Genomic DNA, 19,851 nt, shown 5'->3' on the forward strand with positions numbered 1-19,851 from the left:
TCAGAAGCGAACCATCGATGACACCTGGCGCCACATCGGACACCTCGTCACAACCATCGAGCCCAGCGAATGCAGCAACTACTTCGCCAATGCCGGATATGCTTCCGTGAAAACCTGAAACGCTCTAAAGTCTGACTCCCGGCGTCAATTAATGAGTCGGCACAGAATGTCGTGCGAGGGCGGCTCGCAGATTTTGGAATCACAGTGGCGATACAGACAGAAAAGCCGGGCACAAGACCCGGCTTTTGTCGTTGATTGCTTTCGAAAAAGCTCAGCCGCGGCCGCGCTTGCGGCGCTGACCCAGACCCATCTCCTTTGCCAGGCGCGAACGCGCTTCGGCATAGGCGGGCGCTACCATCGGGTAGTCGGTCGGCAGGTCCCACTTCTCGCGGTATTCTTCCGGCGAGAGAGAGTGGTGCGTCATCAGGTGACGCTTCAAGGACTTGAAGTTGCCGCCGCATTCCAAACACGTAATCTGCTCGTCCTGTACGGACTTGCGGACAGAGACTGCAGGCTTCTGCTTTTCGACGACGGCCGCAGCGGGCTGCGGTACGGACGTGTTGCTCAGTGCCGAATGCACGTCGGAAATCAGATTCGCCAGGTCGCTGACCGGGACAACATGGTTGCTGACATATGCCGCGACGATGTCGGCTGTCAGTTCCACAAGCAGCTCCGGCCCATTGCCGGTCGCCATATCCGTCATATTTTTTCTCCTGTTAGCATGCTCAATCGATCTTTGACTGTCACGCCAAAGACCCGCCTCGTAGAAGCGAACAGCAAAAGCACAGGAAGCAATCTTCTGTTTCGAAAAACGTGAAATCCACCCCTAGATTCCGAAGTTCGAGACCTGTTCTTATACTGCCTGACCAAAAACCACTACGTCATGCTCCAGGCGATGGCCCCAGTTTAGACATTGAAAATCGCAACTGAGGGACTTGGAAGCAGTACGATTGTAATTCACAATCAGAATTCTACTTGCATTTTCAAATACCATCGTTTGGCCGAAAGGCCAATTATTATTTGTCGTTTTTCTTGAGAAAAAATGGCCGACGAAGAATTATAGGACTTTAGGCCAAGCTTTACTCACAGCTTCCTGTGCATAAGTCAGACGTAAAACAGGTTAAGGCCGCAATAGCAACCCCTCAGCGTTTGCGCATATCATCGCGGACCGAGATGGCGCCGAGATCGTGTCCCGAACGATGGGCCGCCCTGGCCAGCAGATGGGCGGAAACCGGCGCCGTCAACAGGAAGAAGACGAAACCGGCAAGGGCGCGGGCGACAACCGCCGGGTCCTGCGAATAGAGGCCGGCGGCAAAGAGCAGCAGGCCGGAGCCGACGGTGCCGGCCTTCGAGGCCGAGTGCATGCGGGTATAGAGATCGGGCAGCCGGACTAGGCCGATCGCCGCCGCAAGGGCAAAGAGCGAACCGGCAATGAGCAGCAGCGCGGTGACGGCTGCGAGGAGATAAGCCATCATCCTTCCGTCCTCCGTGCCCGGCGCCTCTTTGCGCCGCCCTTTGCCGCGGATGCCGATGGCGGCGATTTGATATTGCCGCGCGACAGCACGAAACGGGCGAAGGCGACGGTTGCCAGGAAGCCGACGAGGCCGAGCGAGATGGCGATATCGATATAGAGGAAAAATCCTGTCTTGACCGCGATGACGGCGATGAAGCCGATGGCGATGCCGGTCAGCATGTCGAGGGCGAGGATGCGATCCGGCAATGTCGGGCCGGCGACGACGCGCCAGACGGTCAAAAGCAGCGCCAGGCCGAGGATGACGAGGGCGGCCGAGGAGGCGACGGCGACGATGGCAGCAGGCGTGATCACCGGAAAGCCTCCATGATCTTGCGTTCGAACCCATTGGCAATGCCGCGTCTTGCCGCCTCCGGATCGGAGCAATCGAGCGCGTGGACATAGAGCGTGCGGCGATCCGTCGAGACATCGACGGAAAGCGTGCCGGGTGTCAGCGTGATGAGATTGGCAAGCAGGGTGATTTCGAAATCGCTCGTCACCGTCAGCGGAAAGGCGAAGATGCCGGGTTTCAGCTTCATATCCGGCGAGAGAACGGTGAGCGTGACCTTCCAGGCCGACAGCGACAGCTCCTTGAGGAAGAGGCCCATGAGCGACAGCACCAGGCGGGTGCGACGCAGATATCCCCCGCCGCCGAAGGGTTCCCGGATGACGGCCAGCGCCAGCGCCGCCAGCAGGAAGCCGAAGACGAGATTGTGCAGCGAGGCGCTGCCGGTGACAGTGACCCAGGCGATGGCGAGCAGCAGGTTGAAGAGGAAGGCAATCACCGCCGACCTCCTACCGGGAAGACCGAATGGAGATAGGCTTGCGGATCGGCAAGACCGCCGGCGGCCGCTTGCGACAGCGCCAGCAGCCGTTCCGGCAGGATGCCGAAGCCGATGGTGAGCACGGTCAGCGCGGCGATCGGCAGAACGGTGCGCCAGGACGGCCGCGACGGCGCGAGCGTCATCGGCGCGGGGCGCCAATAGGCAAGGAGGAAGAGGCGGCCGAAGGCGATCGTCGTCAGGAAACCGCCGGCGAGGATTGCCGCCGCCAGCCACCAGGCACCGCTATCGAGCGAGGCCTTGACGAGCATGACCTTCGGCCAGAAGCCGGAAAAGGGCGGCAGCCCACAGGCGGCAAGGAAGAGCACGAGCGACAGCGCGGCGAAGCCGCCGCTTTGCCGATAGAGCCCGCCGAGATCCGACAGGCAAAAGCCGCCGCCGCGCCGGGCGATCTCGCCGGCGGCAAGATAAAGCGCCGTCATCAGCACCATGGAATGGAGCGCGTAGAAGACAGCGCCGCCGATGCCGCCGGCATTGCCGAGCGCGACGCCGGCAAGCATGTTGCCGATGCCCGAAATGACGACATGGCCGAACATTCTGCGGACATCGTTTTCGGCCAGCGCGCCGAGCGCGCCGACGAGAATGGTCGCGGCGGCCGCAAGCGCGATCAACAGGCTGAGTTCTGCGCGTTCGGCCGGCAGCAGCATGACCATCACCCGGACCAGCGCGTAGATGCCGACCTTGGTCAGCAGGCCGGCAAACAGCGCCGAGACGGTGATGCGCGGCGTATGATAGGCGGCGGGCAGCCAGAAATTGACCGGGAAGGCGGCCGCCTTCATGGCGAAGGCAAGCAGGAAGAGGCTTGCCAGCGACATCAACGGCGCCGTGCCGCCGAGGTCCCTCGCCTTGCCGGCGATATCGGCCATGTTGAGCGTGCCGAAGATGGCATAGAGAATGCCGACGCCGACCAGGAACAAGGTGGTGGCGATCAGATTGAGCACCGCATATTTCAGCGCGCCGTCGATCTGCTGCCGTTCCGAGCCGAGGATGATCAGCCCGAAGGAGGAGATCAGCAACACTTCGAACCAGACATAGAGATTGAAGACGTCGCCGGTGAGAAAGGCGCCGGTAACACCGGCCATCAGCAGCATGAGGAGCGGAAAGAAACCGTATCGGCGGCCACTTTCGCCGATATCGGCGAGCGCATAGATGCCGCCGGCGAGCCCGGCAAGGGCTGCGGTGAAGGCCATCAGCGCACCGAAAAGATCGACGGTGAAGGCAATGCCGAAGGGCGGCAGCCAGCGCCCCATGACCATGGTGAGCGGCCCTTCGGCCGCGACCTTGGCAAGCAGCGCCGCATCCATCAGCGCCAGCCCCGCGAGGCCGGAAATCGCCAGCCAGGCCTGCAGGCGGGGATAGGCGCGCACCATCAGCAGGACGGCGCCGAGCGTGATGCAATGGGCGACCGGCAGGATGGCAAGCCAATGACCGAGGGGGACCGGAGTGGTGACCAGGGCGGCGGAGAGATCGACGGTGGCGGTCGGAGCGGCCATCAGGTGTGGCCTCCGGTATGGTCGGGGGCGGCTTTCCTCTTCTCCCCAGCGGGGAGAAGGTGCCTGTCAGGGCGGATGAGGGGGGCGAGGAGCAGTCGCGACGAGCGCTCGAAACGCAAGCGAAGAGCAATGGTTTCAGCGTGGTGAAGGATAGCGTCTGCCGTGCCGCCCCCCTCATCCGACCCTTCGGGCCACCTTCTCCCCGCTGGGGAGAAGGGAATGCCGGGCGCTCCCAGCCGATCTCCCCCCTTGTGGGGGAGATGCCCGGCAGCACAGAGGGGGGCGAGCATCCGCACCGACATTCGCATCAATACCCCAAGGGCGGCAGCGGCCGGTCGTCGGGTTCGGCGGCGCGCATTTCGCTGGTGTCGTCGGTGCCGAGATCCTGATAGGCGCGATAGGTCAGCACCAGCAGGAAGGCGAGGAAGGAAAAGGAGATGACGATCGCCGTCAGGATCAGCGCCTGCGGCAGCGGGTTGGCGGTGCCGGCGGGCAAGGCGTCGAGACCCGCCGGGATGATCGGCGGCACCGCCCGTGTCAGCCGGCCTCCGGTAAAGATGAGCAGGTTGACCGCATTGCCGAGGATGGCGATGCCGAGCATGATGCGGATCGAGTAACGCGACAGCATCAGATAGACGGCGGCGGCAAAGAACAGGCCGACGAGGATCGCAAGAAGCGGCTCCATCACTCCATCTCCTTTTCTTCCAAGGCCAGCGCTATCGAGGTGATGGCACCGAGCACGACGAGATAAACGCCGAGATCGAAGAGCATGACGCTCGACAGCGGCACCTCGAGGCCGAGAAGCTGCGGATAGATCCAGAGGCCGGTCATGAAGGGAACGCCGACGAGGATGGAGAGAAGACCGGCCGCCGTCGACAGGAAGAGGCCACAGCCGGCAATCGACAGCGGGTGGAAGAACAGGGCGCGGCGAACGGCGGCGACGCCGCGGGCAATGCCGAAGATCGCCAGTCCGGAGGCGGCGATCAGCCCGCCGATGAAGCCGCCGCCCGGCTCGTTATGGCCGCGCAACAGCACGAAGACGGAAAAAAGCAGCATCAGCGCGGTCAGGAACGGGGCGACGGTGCGGAAGATCAGGGTGTTCACGTGATCACTCCCCTGCTCCGACCGCATCCGGATCATTGGCGGCAAGCTTGCGCTCGCTGCCGGCGCGGATGCGGATCAGCGCCAGGATGGCAAGGCCGGTCACCGCGACGACGGCGATTTCGCCGAGCGTATCGGTGCCGCGGAAATCGACGATGATGACGTTGACGACATTGGCGCCGTGGGCGATCGATTTGGAATAGGCGTTGAAGAATGCCGTCAGCGCGTCGTTGAACGGTGCCTGCGTCGCCCGCAGCAGCAAAAGCGAAAAACCAAGACCGCAGACAAGCGCCAGCGCGCCGTGGAAAAGCCGACGGCCGGGCGGGCGCCGATCGTCGGGAGAGAGCCGAAGCCTGGTCATGACGAGGGCGAGGATGACCACCGAAAGCGTCTCGACCATGAATTGGGTGAAGGACAGGTCCGGCGCGCCGAACAGCAGGAAGATGACGGCGACGGCGAAGCCCTGGATGCCGAGCGAGACGATCGCCGTCAGCCGGTCGTGAGCAACGAGCACGGCGGCGAGGCCGAAGGCGGCGATCAGGAAGACGGCCCATTCATGCAGCCTGACATCGGCCGGCCAGGCGGGGAGATGCGGCAGTTCGCCATAAAGAATCGGCGGAATGATGAGGATGGCGGCGAGGCAGAGGAAGGTGCAGGCGACATAGATCTCCAGCCGCCCCGGCTGGACAATCCGGATGAGGCAGCCGGCGAAGCGGACAAGGCCCGACATGGCAAGATCGAAACCATGGTCGGGTCCACGCCCGGCCGCGCGCAGGAAAACCGCCATCCAGAATCGCGCCCGATCGAGCTGCCAATAGACGCCGATACCGAGCAGCACGGTCAGCAGCGAAAGGGCCAAGGGCAGGCCAATATGCGGCGCCAGCGAAATGGTGATTTCGACCGGGTCGCCGCGAATAGCGGCCGCGATCGGCGAGGACAGAGCGGCATGGGTAAAGGTCGCAAACACGGCCGAAAGCAGGCCGAGGACGGCGAGGACGGCCGGGCCCAGCCAGAGCAGGACCGGCGCCTCATGCGCGGTTTTCGGCGTCTGCACCGGCCGGCCGAGGAAGGGTTTCAGCGCCACGGCAAAAGCGACGGCAAACATCAGGGCGTTGCCGAAGACGGTGATCGCCGTGAAGGTGATGGCGCGGATGTCGCCGCCGACGACCGCCGCATAGATCTCCTCCTTGGCGAGAAAGCCGAAGAAGGGCGGCAGGCCGGCCATGGAAAAGGCCGCGGCAAGGGCGATGATCCATGTCAGCGGCATCGCCCGCCCGAGGCCGCCGAGCCGGGTGATATCGCGCGTGCCGGTCTCGTGATCGATGATGCCGGCGACCATGAAGAGCGCCCCCTTGAACAGCGAATGCGCTACCAGATAGAGCGCCGCTGCCTCGACCGCATGGTCGGAGCCGAAGCCGATCAGCATGACAAGCAGGCCGAGGGAGGAGACGGTCGTATAAGCGAGCTTGAGCTTCAGGTCGGTCTGGCGGATGGCAAGCGCCGTGCCGACCACCAGGGTCAGTCCGCCGAAGAAGGGCAGAAGGATTTCCCAGGCGGGCGTTTCGCCCATCACCGGATTGAGCCGCATCAGCAGATAGACGCCGGCTTTCACCATGGTGGCCGAGTGCAGGTAGGCCGAAACCGGCGTCGGCGCCTCCATGGCGTTCGGCAGCCAGAAATGAAAGGGAAATTGCGCCGACTTGGTGAAGGCGCCGCCGAGCACCAGAATGAGGGCTGCGAGATAGAGCGGGCTTTCGCGCAGGAGATCGCCCGCTCCGATCAGCTGCGACATCTGCGTGACGCCCGACATGTTCCAGAGGACGAGCAGGCCCGCGAGCAGGCAGAGCCCTCCCCCGCCGGTGACGACCAGCGCCTGCAGGGCGGCGCGACGGGCCGCCTCGCGCTCGTGATCGAAGCCGATCAGCAGGAATGAGGTAATCGACGTCAGTTCCCAGAAGATGAAGAACATCAGGAAGCTGTCGGATACCACGATGCCGAGCATCGCCCCCATGAAGAGAAAGATGAAGGAGAAGAAGCGGCCCTGGTCCCTATGTCCCCTGAGATAGGCGCCGGCATAGAGCACGATCAGCGTGCCTATGCCGGTGATCAGCAGCGCGAAAGCCAGCGACAGCCCGTCGAGGAACCAGGAAAAGGAGAGGTTGTAGCTCGGCACCCAGGCATAACCACCAGTGATGGTCTGACCGTGCGCGACTTGCGGCAGCAGCCGCAGGAAATGCAGGAAGGCGAATAGCGGAGCGGTCGCCAGCAACCAGGCGCCGTTTGCACCGAGGATGCGGATGACGAGGGGAGCGGCAAGAGCGCCGGCAAGCGGCAGACACAGGGCCAGAAATGTCAGAGCCGTGACATCGGCCATGTCTCCTCCTCTACCGGCCAGACGGAACGCCGATGCAAATCGGCTCGTCTTCTGACTTAGGCGAAACGGGAAGGCGCCTCAAGCGATTTCGGTCGCCGGCCAATGCCGCGCGGAAAGTTCGAGGCGCTCAGGCGGCCGAGCGGGAAAGACGGGTCAGCAGCCGCATGACGCAACCATGCAGGACGAAAACGACCAGCGTCAGCGGCCACAGCAGGCACGCGATGAGGCCGGCGAGACGATGGAGCGTCAAGCCATCATGATTGGTCCAGCCTTCCAGCATCGTGACCGCCACGGCGGCCGCGGTCACGAGACCGTAGAGCAGGACGATTGCCGCTTCAAACACCAATGTTTCCTCAATTCACGGAACATTAACCCTAACGGAAAACCCTTAATAGATGTAAAAGCAAGCGCCTTCCCTCAATCGCCGTATGCCACGATTGTGGCGGCATGGCGCCGGAGGCTTGATGAAGCAAGGACGGCGCACCACATTTCTTGCAAAACGGAACCGCCCTCGGCGAAAGGAGCACGTGATGTCCGAAACGGCAACGACCGCCAAGATCGAGAAAACCGATGCCGAATGGAAAGAGCAGCTGACGCCCGAGCAATACCGCATCACGCGCCAGCACGGCACCGAGCGCGCCTTCACCGGCCCCTACTGGGATTCCTTCGAGACAGGGCTATACCGCTGCGTCGGCTGCAATGCGCCGCTCTTCCGCTCCGACACGAAATTCGATGCTGGCTGCGGCTGGCCGAGCTATTTCGAGGCCGTCTCGCCCAATGCGGTGACGGAACATCGCGACACGACATACGGCATGGTGCGCACCGAAATCCGCTGCGGCACCTGCGACGCTCATCTCGGCCACGTCTTCCCCGACGGCCCGCCTCCGACCGGCCTGCGCTACTGCATCAACGGCCACGCCATGGTGTTCGAGCCGGGGGAATAGGCCATTCCGATCCTTGAATTCGCGCGCCGGGCAAGCAAGGGAAGCACGTCGTCGGTTCGCTACGAATGACGACGATCACCCTCCCAGGCCGGCAAGACGCGCCAAAATTTTCCTACACCTATTGAATCGGAAACCGTGGAAAACCAACTAATTTGGCGCCGGGCCGAGTGCCCTTATAGCAGCAGCTCGGAGGCCGGTTGACGCAGATTGCTCGTCCAACATCGCGGTAGGGAAGGAGAGAATGATGAGACCCGATGTGTTCAAACAGCCTGTCACAATTTTTGTGGGCCTTGGATTTCCTGCGGAGGTCCGAACGGTCATGGAGGCATACCGGCATCTCGACGAATGGCCGGCCATGCTGAGGGATGCAGCTCATTCGGTTGCGCTCAAGGCCTGTGCTGCCGCCCTTCGAGGAGAAATCGAAGCAGAGACGGCACGGGGCCTCTTCCTTGCGTTTGCTGAGAAGCATGATCTGCTGGCGCCGGAGAAGACGGCGGTCACGTCGGCGCGCGTAGCGCAACGGGGATCTGCGCGTGCGTCAAGCGCGGACTTGGAGAGTTGACTGGCCGTTCCCGCGTGTCGCAGTTGGTGAAGGGCGAGCGGCGGCTGCCGGATGGCGGCCGCCGCCGCGCTTATTCGATCAACTCCTGATGGCGATGCGCTTGACCTGTGACTGAGCCTTTTCTGTTTTTGGCAAGCTTACGGTCAGGACACCGTTCTTGAAGGTGGCTTCGACCTGGTCTTCCTTGACCTCGAAACCGAGCGGGATGCGTCGCTCGAAGCGGCCGTAGTAGCGCTCCGAGAACTGCTTCTCCTTGTCTTCCGTCTCCGAACGCTTCTCACCCTTCAGTGTCAGAACGCCGTCATCAAGCAGGACTTCGATGTCTTTTTCCTCAAGGCCGGGGACTTCGGCGGTCACCTTGATTGCCTTGTCGGTATCGGAGATTTCGACACTTGGCCAGCCGGCACCAAAGCCGCTGGCGCCGCGCAATGACGGCAGACCGGAGCCGAAGCCGCGGAAAACATCGTCGAACAGCCGGTTGACCTCACGATGGAGCGACAGGAACGGGTCGCGGTCATCGTCGCGAAGGAGACTTGGAACCTGGTTGCCATTGTTGCGACCCCAGGGAATCAAATCACGGACACTCATGGTTTCAATCCTTTCTGGTGATTCTTGTCTGGTGGTTCTTAGGGCATGCGTTTGGCGCCAGGCCGATCCTGGCGCCTATTCGCCTGCCGGCGAAGCTCAGGCCGCGTGCTTTCCACCCTCGATCTGTTTCGGCTGCGCCTTCGACCTGGGCTGACCCGTTTCGATTCCGATTTGGCGTGGCTTCATCTCTTCAGGAATTTCGCGTTTGAGAGCGATGGTCAGCAGACCGTCAACGAGCCCGGCATCCACGACCTTCACGTGGTCAGCGAGTTCGAAACGACGCTGGAACCGTCCGGCAATGCCGCGATGCAGGTATTGAACATCGTCGCCGTTGGCCTTCTGCCCCAAGACGATGAGCATGTTCTGCTCTTGAGTGATGGCCAGTTCCTCCGGCGAGAAGCCCGCCACCGCCATAGCTATGCGGTAGTCGTCGTCGCCGGTCTTGATGATGTCGTAAGGCGGCCAGGTGTCGATTGTCTCGGCACGGCTCGCGGTCTCGAGCGCGTTCAACATCCGCTCGAAGCCGATGCTCGAACGAAACAGGGGAGCGAAATCGAGGTTTGTTCTCATAGCCATATCCTCCTAACAAGCAACATGGATACAAGGAGACGCCCAGAACGACCGGCGTCTCCTGGACTGGTGTCGAACCCTGTTCAGCGGTCGACAATAGTTATATAATTCAGCACCTTACCAGTTCAAGAGGACGGAACTTCTTAACGCGAAAATTTGAATTTTTCGAAGGCGCCGCCATATCTGGGCGAGGTTGAGCGAGGAGCTATGGCCATGACTATGACCTCAGAAGATGTCGTTGCCGTCCTGGGGCCTGCCGACAAGATGCTCGTGGCCGAGGTCATTGCGACCGGTGCGACGCAGCCCGAACTTGCCGAGGCATTCGCATGGGCCAACAACGACGAGGCTTTGCTGGGTGAAGGCCGGCATCTGCCGACAGGCAGGGTTGCTGTGCTTGTCGATCTGCTGAGGGCGGATGAAGAGGAAGAGGATTAGGAAAGGCGGAAATTCGCCTTTCGGAAGCCTTCCGTCGTCAGGCCGTGATCAGCACCTGAACGTTGCCCAGTCGATTAATCACATCGACCACGACCTGGCGTCCCGACCGACGGATGGCGACGTCGGCCGAGCCGTTACCGATCAGCAGGCCCCGCAAGATCACCTCGTCGAGGAAAGAGGGAAGTTGCGGCACATTGAAACTGATTTGCAGGCCCTGCGGATCGAAACCGAGGCCAAGGCAGGAATGCAGCAGCGACAGGGGTGCTGCTGCCGCCCAGGCTTGAGGCGAGCACGCGACCGGATAAGAGGTCGGCCCCCGTGCGCGCTGACGCGGCAGACCACAGAGGAGCTCCGGAAGCCGCCGCAGGTCGATATAGGTGGCGGCGGCAAACAGCCCCTCGAAAATCTGCGCGGCCTCGGCGCGATAGCCGTAGCGGGCGAGGCCACTGGCTATCAATGCATTGTCATGGGGCCAGATCGAGCCATTATGGTAGCTCATGGGATTGTAACGCGCTTCGGTAGAGGGAATGGTGCGGATGCCCCAGCCACAGAAGGACGAAGCGCTCATCAGGGTGCGGGTCACATCACCGACCCGTTCAGGATAAGCAATACCGGTGTACAGAGCATGGCCGGCATTGGAGGATCGGACCCGGCAGGGCCGTTTATCACCGTCGAGAGCCAATACATAGGTGCCAAGGTCATCATCGAAAAAGCTGATGTCAAAGGCGCGGCGCAGTCCCTCCGCCCGCGCGAGAAAGCTGGCGGCGCGTTCCGGCTTGTGCGTCCGCCGGAAGATTTCGGCGGCACTTTGCCAGGCGCCATAGACATAGGCCTGGACTTCGGCAATAGCGATCGGGCCCCTGGCCAATGTGCCGTCGGCATGGAAGACCGAATCGTGGCTATCCTTCCACGCCTGATTGATCAGTCCTTCTTGCGTCAGCCGTCCATATTCGACGAAGCCGTCGCCATCGCGATCCCCATGTTCATCGATCCACGTCAGTGCCGCTTCCAGATTCGGCAGGAGACGCTCGAGGGTCGCGACATCACCGGTGCGCTGGAGATAGGCGCCAGCCAGCATCACGAAGAGCGGCGTCGAGTCGATGCTGCCGTAGTAACGCCGGAATGGAACCTCGCCGAGTTCAGCCATTTCGCCGCAGCGCACTTCGTGCAGGATCTTGCCCGGCTCGGCGTCTGAGGCAGGATCAATACTCGTCGCCTGGTTGGCTGCCAGGTGACCGAGAACCCCGCGCGCGATCTCCGGATCAATCCAAAGTGTCTGAAGCGCCGTGATCAGGGCGTCGCGGCCGAAGACGGTGCTGAACCAGGGAATACCGGCATAAGGGTATGGACCTTCCGGCTTGTCAGTGATCAGCATGTATAGGTCGGAGGCGCTGCGCCGCGTGACTTCGTTGAAGATCTCGTTAGAGGTTGTAATCGACGCCGCGCGCGAGTAGAGGCGCGCAGCGCACGCCGCGCATCCCGCAAGGCCAGGAAGAAGGAAAGGCGGCTCAGTCGGTCGGCGGAGGTCTCGTCGCAGCCGATCTGAATGAACAGCGATTTGGTCTCGTGCGGCTCTAGGTGGAGATCGAAGGTGACAAGATCGCTGCGAATCTCGGACGGTTCCGGCATGAAGCAAAGTCGTGTCGACCGCTTGCGATCGTCCAGCCCAATATAGGAAAGCAGGATCCAATCCTGTTCCACGACTGCGGGAAGATGGCGCCCTCGCCTTGCCCTTGCGGTTCCGCGGACCTCGAAAAGATCGGCGAAATCGGCGCTAAACGCAATCTGGATTCGAACATGTTGCCGACGGTCGTCATAGTTCCTCACGGCCAGGCGTTCATAACAACAGGCATTCCAGAGAAAGCGGGACCGGCGCAGATGAATGAGGTCATGGCCGAGAACCAGCTTTCCCTTGTCATCGAACTGATCCGGATTGGTGAGATCGCAGGTCAGCGTGGCGTTGTGGTCCCGCAGCGTCGACGACAGGAGCATCGGCCGCTGTCCGTTGATCGTTAGATAGAGATACGAGAGATAGCGAGTATCCCGGTAGAACAAACCTTCCGGACTGCCGGGACCGGAAAGAGCATCGCCATTGTGATCGAAGAGGGCGAAACTGTCGCCGTGCTTCAGGGTGCGCGGCCGGCGCTCCTGCAGCGACGCGGCCGCCGGAATGAAGAACTGAGCGACCAGCGCTACCAAGCCCGGCGATCCTGTGGCGGGGCTGCTGTCCACAGATACGTTCGACATGTCTCCTCCCTAACGTCAGGCGACAGCCTGGAGGTCGAGCGCCTCACCGTTCGACCGGCGGATCGGCGCGGCTTTGGTACGCACGCCCGGCAGGTTTCGATAGATGTCGAGATAGTCGCAGGCCATCCGTTTCGCGGTGAAGCGCTTTTCGAATGCGGCCCGCACCCTGCGCCGATCAAGCCGGAGCGCCCATTCGACATTTTCCACCGCTTCGGTGACGCTGTCGACCAGGATTCCGGAGATGCCGTTGTCAATCACCTCGGGAACCGAGCCACAGCCGAAGGCGATCACCGGCGTGCCGCAGGCCATGGCCTCGATCATCACCAGCCCGAACGGCTCCGGCCAATCGATCGGGAAGAGCAGAGCGCCTGCATTTCCGAGAAAGTCGGCCTTCTGATGCTCGTCGATCTCGCCGATGAATTCCACATGCGGATGTCTCCTTACCATTGGCTCGATCACGGTGTCCCAATAGGCCTTGTCGGCATTATCGATCTTGGCGGCGATTTTCAGCGGCATTCCAACCTTTGCCGCAATCTGGATTGCGCGGTCGGGGCGTTTTTCCGGAGAGATCCGCCCAAGGAAGGCAAGATAGTTGCCCTTCGGGTTCTCGGTGAAAGGAAGAAGGTCGGCAGGCAGACCGTGATAGACCGTTCCGCGCCAGTCGACCGGCGGCATCGGGCGGCGCTGATCATTGGAGATCGACACCAGCGGAATGTTTGGAAACGCCTTGTAGAACGGCTTGAGATCCGGCAGGTCGAGTCGCCCGTGCAGTGTGGTGATCGTTCTGTCGGCAAACTCGCGGATCAGCGGGAAGTGAAACAGATCGATGTGGAAATGCAGCACGTCGAACTCATGCGCCCGCTGGCGGATCTCCTCCAGCATCACGACCTGATGTGGCAGATGTTCCTTGACCGCAGGATTGAGCCGTAGCGCGACGTCCGCACACGACACGAGTCGGGCTTGGGTGACGGAATCGCCACTGGCAAAGAGCGTGACCTCGTGTCCCTGTGCCACAAGTTCTTCGGCAAGATAGGAAACGATCCGCTCGGTTCCCCCATAGAGCTTTGGCGGAACGCTCTCGGCAAGCGGTGCGATCTGAGCGATCTTCATCGGCAAAACCTCCTCAGCTGAGCAAAGAGTCGACGGCAAAAATCATGGCTGCGTGCTTAAGAAGCACGCAGCCGGTCAGATAGGGAGTCAGCTTTCTAACAACTGGCGGCGCGACCCTCCTCTCGAATAGCTGCAAAAGCCAAAGCTGGGGAAGCTGCGTGCCGGCAGTCTTCGGCGGCGGATCCTCCGGGCACCGGACGAAGCGGATGAACCTTGCTCCTCGGGCTGCCGATCATCCTTGTCCAGGGTCTTCAGCGCTTCGAGAATCTCGTCATAGGAAACGGCTCTTTCCGCCCCGGGATAAAGCCGGAGGGCGGGCACGGATTCGATCGCGAAGATATCGGACGCCCATGAAGCGAGAATGGCCCGCTTTTCGTCGTTGCTGATGTGATCGGCGGCGAGCACGTCACGCGGGTGACTGAAATGGTTCGCCGGATGAAGCAGATGCGCCGCGCTGATCGCCGCCGTGGCATTCTGCTCGATGGAATTGCTGAGGCTTTCCTTTCTCATAGCTTGGCTCCATTGTGTCGACCGATGGAACTTGTTTCATCTTTCATCCAATAGCGCATGGAACGGCCCGCCCCGAGGGCGGAGCGGGCCGGCGATCGCTGTTAGAAGTCCATACCTGCGCCGGCGGGCATGGCCGGAGCAGCCTCCTTCTTGGGCTTCTCGGCGATCATGGCTTCCGTCGTCACCAGCAGGCCGGCAACGGAAGCTGCGTCCTGAAGCGCGGTGCGAACGACCTTGGCCGGATCGATGACGCCCTGCGCGTAGAGATCGCCGTATTCGCCCGTCTGGGCGTTCCAGCCGTAGGAGAATTCGTTCTTCTCCCGCAGCTTGCCGACGATGATCGAGCCTTCCGCTCCGGCATTCTCCGCGATCTGGCGAACCGGTGCCTCGATTGCCCGGCGAACAATGTCGACGCCGACGCGCTGGTCGTCATTGGCAGTCTTGATAGTGTCGAGCGCCTTGACCGCGCGCAGCAGCGCCACGCCGCCTCCCGGCAGAATGCCTTCCTCGACCGCCGCACGGGTTGCGTGAAGCGCGTCGTCGACGCGGTCCTTCTTTTCCTTCACTTCGACTTCCGTCGAGCCGCCGACGCGGATGACGGCAACGCCGCCGGCGAGCTTGGCAAGACGTTCCTGCAGCTTCTCGCGGTCGTAGTCGGAGGTGGTTTCTTCGATCTGGGCGCGGATCTGAGCAGTGCGCCCGTCGAGTTCCGCCTTCGAGCCGGCACCATCGATGATCGTGGTATTTTCCTTCTCGATCGCCACCTTTTTCGCCCGCCCGAGCATGTTGAGCGTCACATTTTCGAGCTTGATGCCGAGGTCTTCGGAGATCACGGTGCCGCCCGTCAGGATGGCGATGTCTTCGAGCATGGCCTTGCGGCGGTCGCCGAAGCCAGGAGCCTTGACGGCAGCGATCTTCAGGCCGCCGCGCAGCTTGTTGACGACGAGCGTTGCAAGGGCTTCGCCTTCGACGTCTTCAGCGATGATGAGGAGCGGCTTGCCTGACTGGACGACAGCCTCGAGAACCGGGAGCATCGACTGCAGGTTCGAGAGCTTCTTCTCATGGATCAGGATATAGGGATCCTCGAGCTCGACCCGCATCTTGTCCTGGTTGGTGACGAAGTAGGGGCTGAGGTAACCGCGGTCGAACTGCATGCCTTCGACGACTTCGAGTTCGGTTTCGGCGGTCTTTGCTTCTTCCACCGTGATGACGCCTTCGTTGCCGACCTTTTCCATGGCTTCGGCGAGGTAGCGGCCGATTTCAGCATCGCCGTTGGCGGAGATTGTGCCGACCTGGGCGATCTCGGAATTGTTGGAAATCTTGCGGGCGTTGGCCTTCAACTCCCCGACGACGGCGTCGACGGCAAGATCAATGCCGCGCTTCAGATCCATCGGGTTCATGCCAGAGGCAACCGCCTTGGCACCTTCCTTGACGATTGCCTGGGCAAGCACGGTGGCCGTCGTCGTGCCGTCCCCGGCGAGATCGTTCGTCTTGGATGCCACTTCACGCAGCATCTGGGCGCCCATGTTCTCGAACTTGTCTTCGAGTTCGATTTCCTTGGCGACCGAAACGCCATCCTTGGTGATGCGCGGCGCGCCGAAGGATTTGTCGATCACGACGTTGCGGCCCTTCGGGCCGAGCGTTACTTTCACCGCATTGGCCAGCACATCGACCCCACGCAGCATGCGTTCACGGGCATCGCTATGAAATTTGACTTCTTTCGCAGCCATTCTGTCACTCCTTCAATAGGCAGCTTTTTTTGACTAATGCGTGGAAATCGCCTCAGGCGGCGATCTTTTCGGCGGCCCGGGCCTCGATGATGCCCATGACATCGCTTTCCTTCATGATCAGCAGGTCTTCGCCATTGATCTTGATCTCCGTGCCGGACCACTTGCCGAACAGGATACGATCCCCGACCTTGACGTCGAGCGCCTGGACCTGGCCGGCATCATCGCGCGCGCCCGGGCCGACAGCGATGACCTCGCCTTCCTGCGGCTTTTCCTTGGCTGTGTCTGGGATGATGATGCCGCCCTTGGTCTTTTCTTCGGAATCGACGCGGCGGACGAGAATGCGGTCATGAAGCGGTCGGAACGACATGTTTTCCTCCAATGGACAAACAATAACGATGTTCCCCTGCCCGGACCGGATGACCAGTCCGAGCGGGTGCAAAACCTCCATCGAGCGATCTGCGCGCAATGATCTGGTTTTGCGGTTTTTCCATTTCAAGAGGGCGCCATAAAAAAATTAGCACTCGCTCGAAGCGGCTGCTAACATCCTGTAAAGGAACAATAAACAGGGTGGACGCGTTCCGAAATCCGTTGATGGCTGCAAAATTTTGCGCCACCTTTCGAGCGTCATGAAACGGAGATGAAGCATGCAATTTTCATCGGATCTGGAACGCCAGTTGAACGGCTATGGACTGACCACTGCGCATATCCTCTACCGCATTCCTGATTTTGAATCCGTGCTGCAAACCTATGTCTGGCAGGATTACGATCTTGCTCCGGACTTTCCGGAGATGCACAAGTTTCTCCAATTCTGGCAGTCCACGCTCGACGGGCCGCTACACTCCGTTCGCTACAGCCACCAGCGGCTGATCGGACCTAACGAGTGGCGCCGCGTCATGGGCGAGTTCAAACTCCACTGAGTCGAACGCACTCTTCCTAAGGCAGCGCTGGGTGTTGCCAAAGGCGACCAGTGTCGCCTTTGTAATCACTCATGCTCGGCCGGGCATGGCCAGGTTGGCGGCGCCGAGAGGCCGGACGGGAGTTTGGTCGAGGCGTCGCCGCAGGCGAGGTCGATCTGTGCCTGTTCAAGCCCGGCGGCGGCCGATAGGTCGAGGCCTTCGATGCGGGTCAGGAACATGAAGGCGCGCTCGAAGATTACCGGCCCTTCGAAGGTGGCGTTGGAGAGATCGGCCCGGGAGAGATTGGCGAAGGAGAATTTCACCCCCGTCAGCACCGCCTTGTCGAAATCGGCGCGGCCGAGTTCAGCCTTTTCGAAGCTCGCGCCGGAAAGCCGGGCGCCGCCGAAATTGGCGCGCTGCAGCTCGGCGCCGGCAAAGGACGCGCCTTCGGCGGAAATATTGGCGAAGCTGGCGCGATAGGCCTCGACCTTGGCGAAATTGGCCCCTTCGGCATGTGACCCCTCGAGCGAGGCGCGCACCAAGGTGGCCTTCTCCAGATTGGCGGATTTGAAATTCCCGCCGCTGAGGTCCGTCAGCGAGAAATCGGTGCTGAAGAGATTGGCGCCTTCCAGATCACTGCCCTGCAGCATCAGGTTCTTCTTCGAACATTCCTGCCAGTCGAGCTTCGGCGAGGCCGTGCTGCCGCAATCGGCAGCGCGGGTGGATATCGGAGCAAAGGCGAGAAGAAGGAAGGCAAGGAGGCCGAGCGGCGATCTATGCATTGCCATTGAACTGTTGATCTCCATGACGCTTATCACGCCGGCTGTCGCGAAGCAGGCGCCCCCATTTCTACACAGCTCAGAATACAATAAAAAGATGGCGAACGCGCCGGCAATCATCTGCGGGTTCGCTCCGTCCAGGCAAGGCAAACGCTCATTTGCCTTGCCCAGGCAGGCGGTCAAACCGCCTCGCCCAACCAGGCGGTCAATCCGGCTTGGCGGGCAGGCGAAGCTCCATGCAGGTGAGATCCAGCCAGCGGCCGAACTTGGTGCCGACCTCGGAAAATCTGCCGGCGATGCGGAAGCCCAGCTTCTCGTGCAGCCGGATCGAGGCGGTGTTCTCGGCCTCGATGCCGGCGATCATCACGTGGACATCGGCGGCAGCGGCACGCACGATCAATTCGCGCATCAGTGTCTCGCCGATGCCGGCGCCGCGGCAATCCTTGTCGACATAGACGGAATGTTCGACCGTGTGGCGATAGCCGTCGAAGGCCCGCCAATCGCCATAGGAGGCATAGCCTGCGACCTTGCCCGACAGCTCGGCGACGATGACGGGAAAGCCGCGGCCCTGGCGCGCCCTCATCCATTCCCGCCGGTTGTCGAGGTCGACCAGCGTCTCGTTCCAGATCGCCGTCGTGTGCTCGACGGCGTGATTGTAGATATCGCGGATGGCGGGAAGATCGGCTTCGGTAGCGTCGCGAATGAGGACGGCGTCTGTCATGGTTGGTCCGGTTCGATTGGCTGTCCGGGTGGCATACGCCGCGCCTCAGAAGATGTAAACGGCAGATGGTGGAGAGGCCGCTTGCGGAACGGCTGCGCCGAGGCCGCCGCTCAGAAGCCCGATGCCGGCAGGCTGAAACAGGTAAAGACGGCCGAATAATGCACGGCCGCGGCGATGACGACGAAGCCATGCCAGATGGCGTTCTGGAAGCGCAGCTTCTCCCAGACATGGAAGATGACGCCGAGCGAGTAGAGGACGCCGCCGATGACGATCAGCAGCATCGAGGCGGAGGGGATGCGCGCGGCGACAGGCCCGGCCACCACCACGCCGCTCCAGCCCATGGCGAGGTAAAGCAGGATGGCGAGACGGTCGTAGCGGCCGGGAAAGGCGCATTTCAGGACGATGCCGACGGCGGCGAACAGCCAGATCGCCACCAGCATATACAGGAGCAGCGGATCGTCGGCGCCGCGTTCGAGGAAGGGCGTATAGGTGGCGGCGATCAGGATGAAAATGGCCGAATGATCGAAGCGGCGCAGGAACCATTTGGTGCGCGAGACCGGCCAGAGATTGTAGGAAAAGGAAATGGCAAGCGTCAGCACCAATCCGACCCCATAGATCCAGGCGGCGGCGAGCGCGCCATAGGAGCTCCAGACCGTGGCGTAGAAGATCAGCACCGTGGCGCCGATCAGCGCCAGCACGAGGCCGACGCCATGGACGATGCCATCGGCGATCAGCTCATATCTGTCGTAAGCCCAGCGAATGCCGTTGAACTCAGCCATGCGCGCCAATCCATTTCGTGCCCGACGGCGATGGTCGCACCGAACGGGTGGCGGCGCAACAGCGCCCCATCGCGGACGTGGTAAATCTTCGTGACAGGTCACGCGGCACCTGCCGTGCTTCAAGCGCGGCGAGAGGAGAAAATGGAAAGCGCGCGCTCAGATCTTGTGCCGTTCGACCAGCACGGAGCACTTGGCATGACGCACGACGCGGTCGGCCGTGGCGCCGATGAAATAGTTGGAAAAGTCCGGCACATGCGAGGCGAGGACGATGAGGTCGGCGTGATGGCTTTCGGCGGCCGCAATAATGGCCTTGGCCGGCGGGCCGTTGCGGATTTCGACCGTTGCCACGACTTCGGTTGCGGCGACCAGCGCCTGCAGCCGGTCGCGGCTGTCCTTCATGGCATCCTCGAGCATATTGGCCGGCAGTTCGATCGCGACATAGGTCGGTACATCCTCGATGACGTTGAGCGCGACGATCTCGCCGCCCGCGTCGAGCAGCGATGCGGCCTTGCGGAGGATGTCCTGTCCTCTGTCGAGGCCGCCGAGCGCGATCGCCACGATGATCTTCCTGTACATGGCTTCCCTCCATGAGATGCATAAGCTTCTCCTTAAGAAGATATGGACGCATTGACCGCGATCAAGGAGCTGAGGCCGTTAGCG

At 61.6% G+C, this 19,851-nt stretch carries 23 protein-coding genes and 2 pseudogenes; 5 read left to right on the plus strand and 20 right to left on the minus strand.

The features are described 5' to 3' along the window. A pseudogene (locus EFD56_RS26980) lies at window positions 1-118 on the plus strand (IS630 family transposase); the annotation flags it as partial. Window positions 119-271: 153 nt separating this feature from the next. Here EFD56_RS26980 and EFD56_RS26985 read toward each other — a convergent pair. From EFD56_RS26985 to EFD56_RS27025, 9 genes are all read right to left on the minus strand, one after another. Next, on the minus strand, window positions 272-703 hold the full coding sequence (locus EFD56_RS26985) for a Ros/MucR family transcriptional regulator (protein ID WP_010060045.1): 432 nt from the start codon (window positions 701-703) through the stop codon (window positions 272-274). A gap of 439 nt (window positions 704-1,142) precedes the next feature. Beyond that, window positions 1,143-1,475, minus strand: coding sequence for a monovalent cation/H(+) antiporter subunit G (gene mnhG / locus EFD56_RS26990; RefSeq protein ID WP_064821666.1), 333 nt, complete (start codon window positions 1,473-1,475; stop codon window positions 1,143-1,145). Then, window positions 1,472-1,825, minus strand: coding sequence for a cation:proton antiporter (locus EFD56_RS26995; RefSeq protein WP_064817781.1), 354 nt, complete (start codon window positions 1,823-1,825; stop codon window positions 1,472-1,474). Before EFD56_RS26995 ends, mnhG begins: the two co-directional genes overlap by 4 nt. Beyond that, window positions 1,822-2,295: a Na+/H+ antiporter subunit E gene (locus tag EFD56_RS27000; RefSeq protein ID WP_012483172.1), complete on the minus strand. Its 474-nt coding sequence runs from the start codon at window positions 2,293-2,295 to the stop codon at window positions 1,822-1,824. Before EFD56_RS27000 ends, EFD56_RS26995 begins: the two co-directional genes overlap by 4 nt. Next, window positions 2,292-3,845 carry a Na+/H+ antiporter subunit D gene (locus tag EFD56_RS27005; protein WP_126906736.1) on the minus strand — a complete coding sequence of 518 codons (1,554 nt, stop codon included), beginning with the start codon at window positions 3,843-3,845 and terminating at the stop codon, window positions 2,292-2,294. The genes EFD56_RS27000 and EFD56_RS27005 overlap by 4 nt, the downstream gene beginning before the upstream one ends. A 307-nt stretch (window positions 3,846-4,152) precedes the next feature. Next, window positions 4,153-4,530 (minus strand): Na+/H+ antiporter subunit C, encoded by a 378-nt coding sequence (locus EFD56_RS27010; protein WP_126906737.1) that lies wholly within the window; start codon window positions 4,528-4,530, stop codon window positions 4,153-4,155. Next, window positions 4,530-4,949, minus strand: a complete 420-nt coding sequence (locus tag EFD56_RS27015) for a Na(+)/H(+) antiporter subunit B (protein WP_126906738.1) — start codon at window positions 4,947-4,949, stop codon at window positions 4,530-4,532. The genes EFD56_RS27010 and EFD56_RS27015 overlap by 1 nt, the downstream gene beginning before the upstream one ends. Before the next feature lie 4 nt (window positions 4,950-4,953). Beyond that, window positions 4,954-7,320, minus strand: coding sequence for a putative monovalent cation/H+ antiporter subunit A (locus tag EFD56_RS27020; RefSeq protein ID WP_126906739.1), 2,367 nt, complete (start codon window positions 7,318-7,320; stop codon window positions 4,954-4,956). Between the two features lie 127 nt (window positions 7,321-7,447). Then, window positions 7,448-7,663, minus strand: a complete 216-nt coding sequence (locus EFD56_RS27025) for a hypothetical protein (protein WP_012483168.1) — start codon at window positions 7,661-7,663, stop codon at window positions 7,448-7,450. 187 nt (window positions 7,664-7,850) lie between these two features. On the opposite strand from EFD56_RS27025, the gene msrB reads away from it, so the two are divergent. Both msrB and EFD56_RS27035 read left to right on the plus strand, forming a co-directional pair. After that, the gene (gene msrB / locus EFD56_RS27030; protein WP_126906740.1) at window positions 7,851-8,264 is read left to right on the plus strand and encodes a peptide-methionine (R)-S-oxide reductase MsrB; all 414 of its coding nucleotides are present in this window, start codon (window positions 7,851-7,853) and stop codon (window positions 8,262-8,264) included. Window positions 8,265-8,508: 244 nt separating this feature from the next. After that, the gene (locus EFD56_RS27035) at window positions 8,509-8,826 is read left to right on the plus strand and encodes a DUF982 domain-containing protein (protein ID WP_037113560.1); all 318 of its coding nucleotides are present in this window, start codon (window positions 8,509-8,511) and stop codon (window positions 8,824-8,826) included. 78 nt (window positions 8,827-8,904) lie between these two features. Here EFD56_RS27035 and EFD56_RS27040 read toward each other — a convergent pair whose 3' ends face one another. After that, window positions 8,905-9,414: an Hsp20/alpha crystallin family protein gene (locus tag EFD56_RS27040; RefSeq protein ID WP_010024045.1), complete on the minus strand. Its 510-nt coding sequence runs from the start codon at window positions 9,412-9,414 to the stop codon at window positions 8,905-8,907. 96 nt (window positions 9,415-9,510) lie between these two features. Further along, window positions 9,511-9,984, minus strand: a complete 474-nt coding sequence (locus EFD56_RS27045) for an Hsp20 family protein (protein WP_126906741.1) — start codon at window positions 9,982-9,984, stop codon at window positions 9,511-9,513. Window positions 9,985-10,197: 213 nt separating this feature from the next. Here EFD56_RS27045 and EFD56_RS27050 point away from each other — a divergent pair, with 213 nt between their 5' ends. Then, the gene (locus tag EFD56_RS27050; RefSeq protein WP_004672969.1) at window positions 10,198-10,419 is read left to right on the plus strand and encodes a hypothetical protein; all 222 of its coding nucleotides are present in this window, start codon (window positions 10,198-10,200) and stop codon (window positions 10,417-10,419) included. A 37-nt stretch (window positions 10,420-10,456) separates the two neighbouring features. Here EFD56_RS27050 and EFD56_RS27055 read toward each other — a convergent pair. The 5 genes and pseudogenes from EFD56_RS27055 to groES form a co-directional block, all read right to left on the minus strand. Next, a pseudogene (locus EFD56_RS27055) lies at window positions 10,457-12,666 on the minus strand (amylo-alpha-1,6-glucosidase). Between the two features lie 15 nt (window positions 12,667-12,681). Continuing rightward, complete coding sequence (locus tag EFD56_RS27060; RefSeq protein WP_126906742.1) at window positions 12,682-13,776, minus strand: glycosyltransferase family 4 protein; 1,095 nt, start codon at window positions 13,774-13,776, stop codon at window positions 12,682-12,684. An 87-nt stretch (window positions 13,777-13,863) separates the two neighbouring features. After that, window positions 13,864-14,286, minus strand: coding sequence for a hypothetical protein (locus EFD56_RS27065; RefSeq protein ID WP_126906743.1), 423 nt, complete (start codon window positions 14,284-14,286; stop codon window positions 13,864-13,866). A 101-nt stretch (window positions 14,287-14,387) separates the two neighbouring features. Beyond that, a complete protein-coding gene (gene groL, locus EFD56_RS27070; protein ID WP_064834316.1) occupies window positions 14,388-16,016 on the minus strand; it encodes a chaperonin GroEL in 1,629 nt (542 codons plus the stop codon). A 52-nt stretch (window positions 16,017-16,068) separates the two neighbouring features. Then, complete coding sequence (gene groES / locus EFD56_RS27075) at window positions 16,069-16,383, minus strand: co-chaperone GroES (RefSeq protein WP_004674972.1); 315 nt, start codon at window positions 16,381-16,383, stop codon at window positions 16,069-16,071. Window positions 16,384-16,660: 277 nt separating this feature from the next. Between groES and EFD56_RS27080 the strand changes: the two genes are divergently transcribed. Continuing rightward, a complete protein-coding gene (locus tag EFD56_RS27080; RefSeq protein WP_126906744.1) occupies window positions 16,661-16,933 on the plus strand; it encodes an usg protein in 273 nt (90 codons plus the stop codon). 65 nt (window positions 16,934-16,998) lie between these two features. On the opposite strand, the gene EFD56_RS27085 is transcribed toward EFD56_RS27080, so the two are convergent. From EFD56_RS27085 to EFD56_RS27100, 4 genes are all read right to left on the minus strand, one after another. Continuing rightward, window positions 16,999-17,700: a pentapeptide repeat-containing protein gene (locus EFD56_RS27085; RefSeq protein WP_126906745.1), complete on the minus strand. Its 702-nt coding sequence runs from the start codon at window positions 17,698-17,700 to the stop codon at window positions 16,999-17,001. Window positions 17,701-17,896: 196 nt separating this feature from the next. After that, window positions 17,897-18,412, minus strand: a complete 516-nt coding sequence (locus tag EFD56_RS27090) for a GNAT family N-acetyltransferase (protein ID WP_126906746.1) — start codon at window positions 18,410-18,412, stop codon at window positions 17,897-17,899. 110 nt (window positions 18,413-18,522) lie between these two features. Continuing rightward, entirely contained in the window at window positions 18,523-19,191 is a 669-nt protein-coding gene (gene trhA, locus EFD56_RS27095; protein ID WP_004674979.1) for a PAQR family membrane homeostasis protein TrhA, read from the minus strand. A 156-nt stretch (window positions 19,192-19,347) separates the two neighbouring features. Continuing rightward, complete coding sequence (locus tag EFD56_RS27100) at window positions 19,348-19,767, minus strand: universal stress protein (RefSeq protein WP_037137611.1); 420 nt, start codon at window positions 19,765-19,767, stop codon at window positions 19,348-19,350. Between the last annotated feature and the right edge of the window lie 84 nt (window positions 19,768-19,851).

Source organism: Rhizobium phaseoli (genome assembly GCF_003985125.1).
Classification (GTDB): domain Bacteria; phylum Pseudomonadota; class Alphaproteobacteria; order Rhizobiales; family Rhizobiaceae; genus Rhizobium; species Rhizobium phaseoli.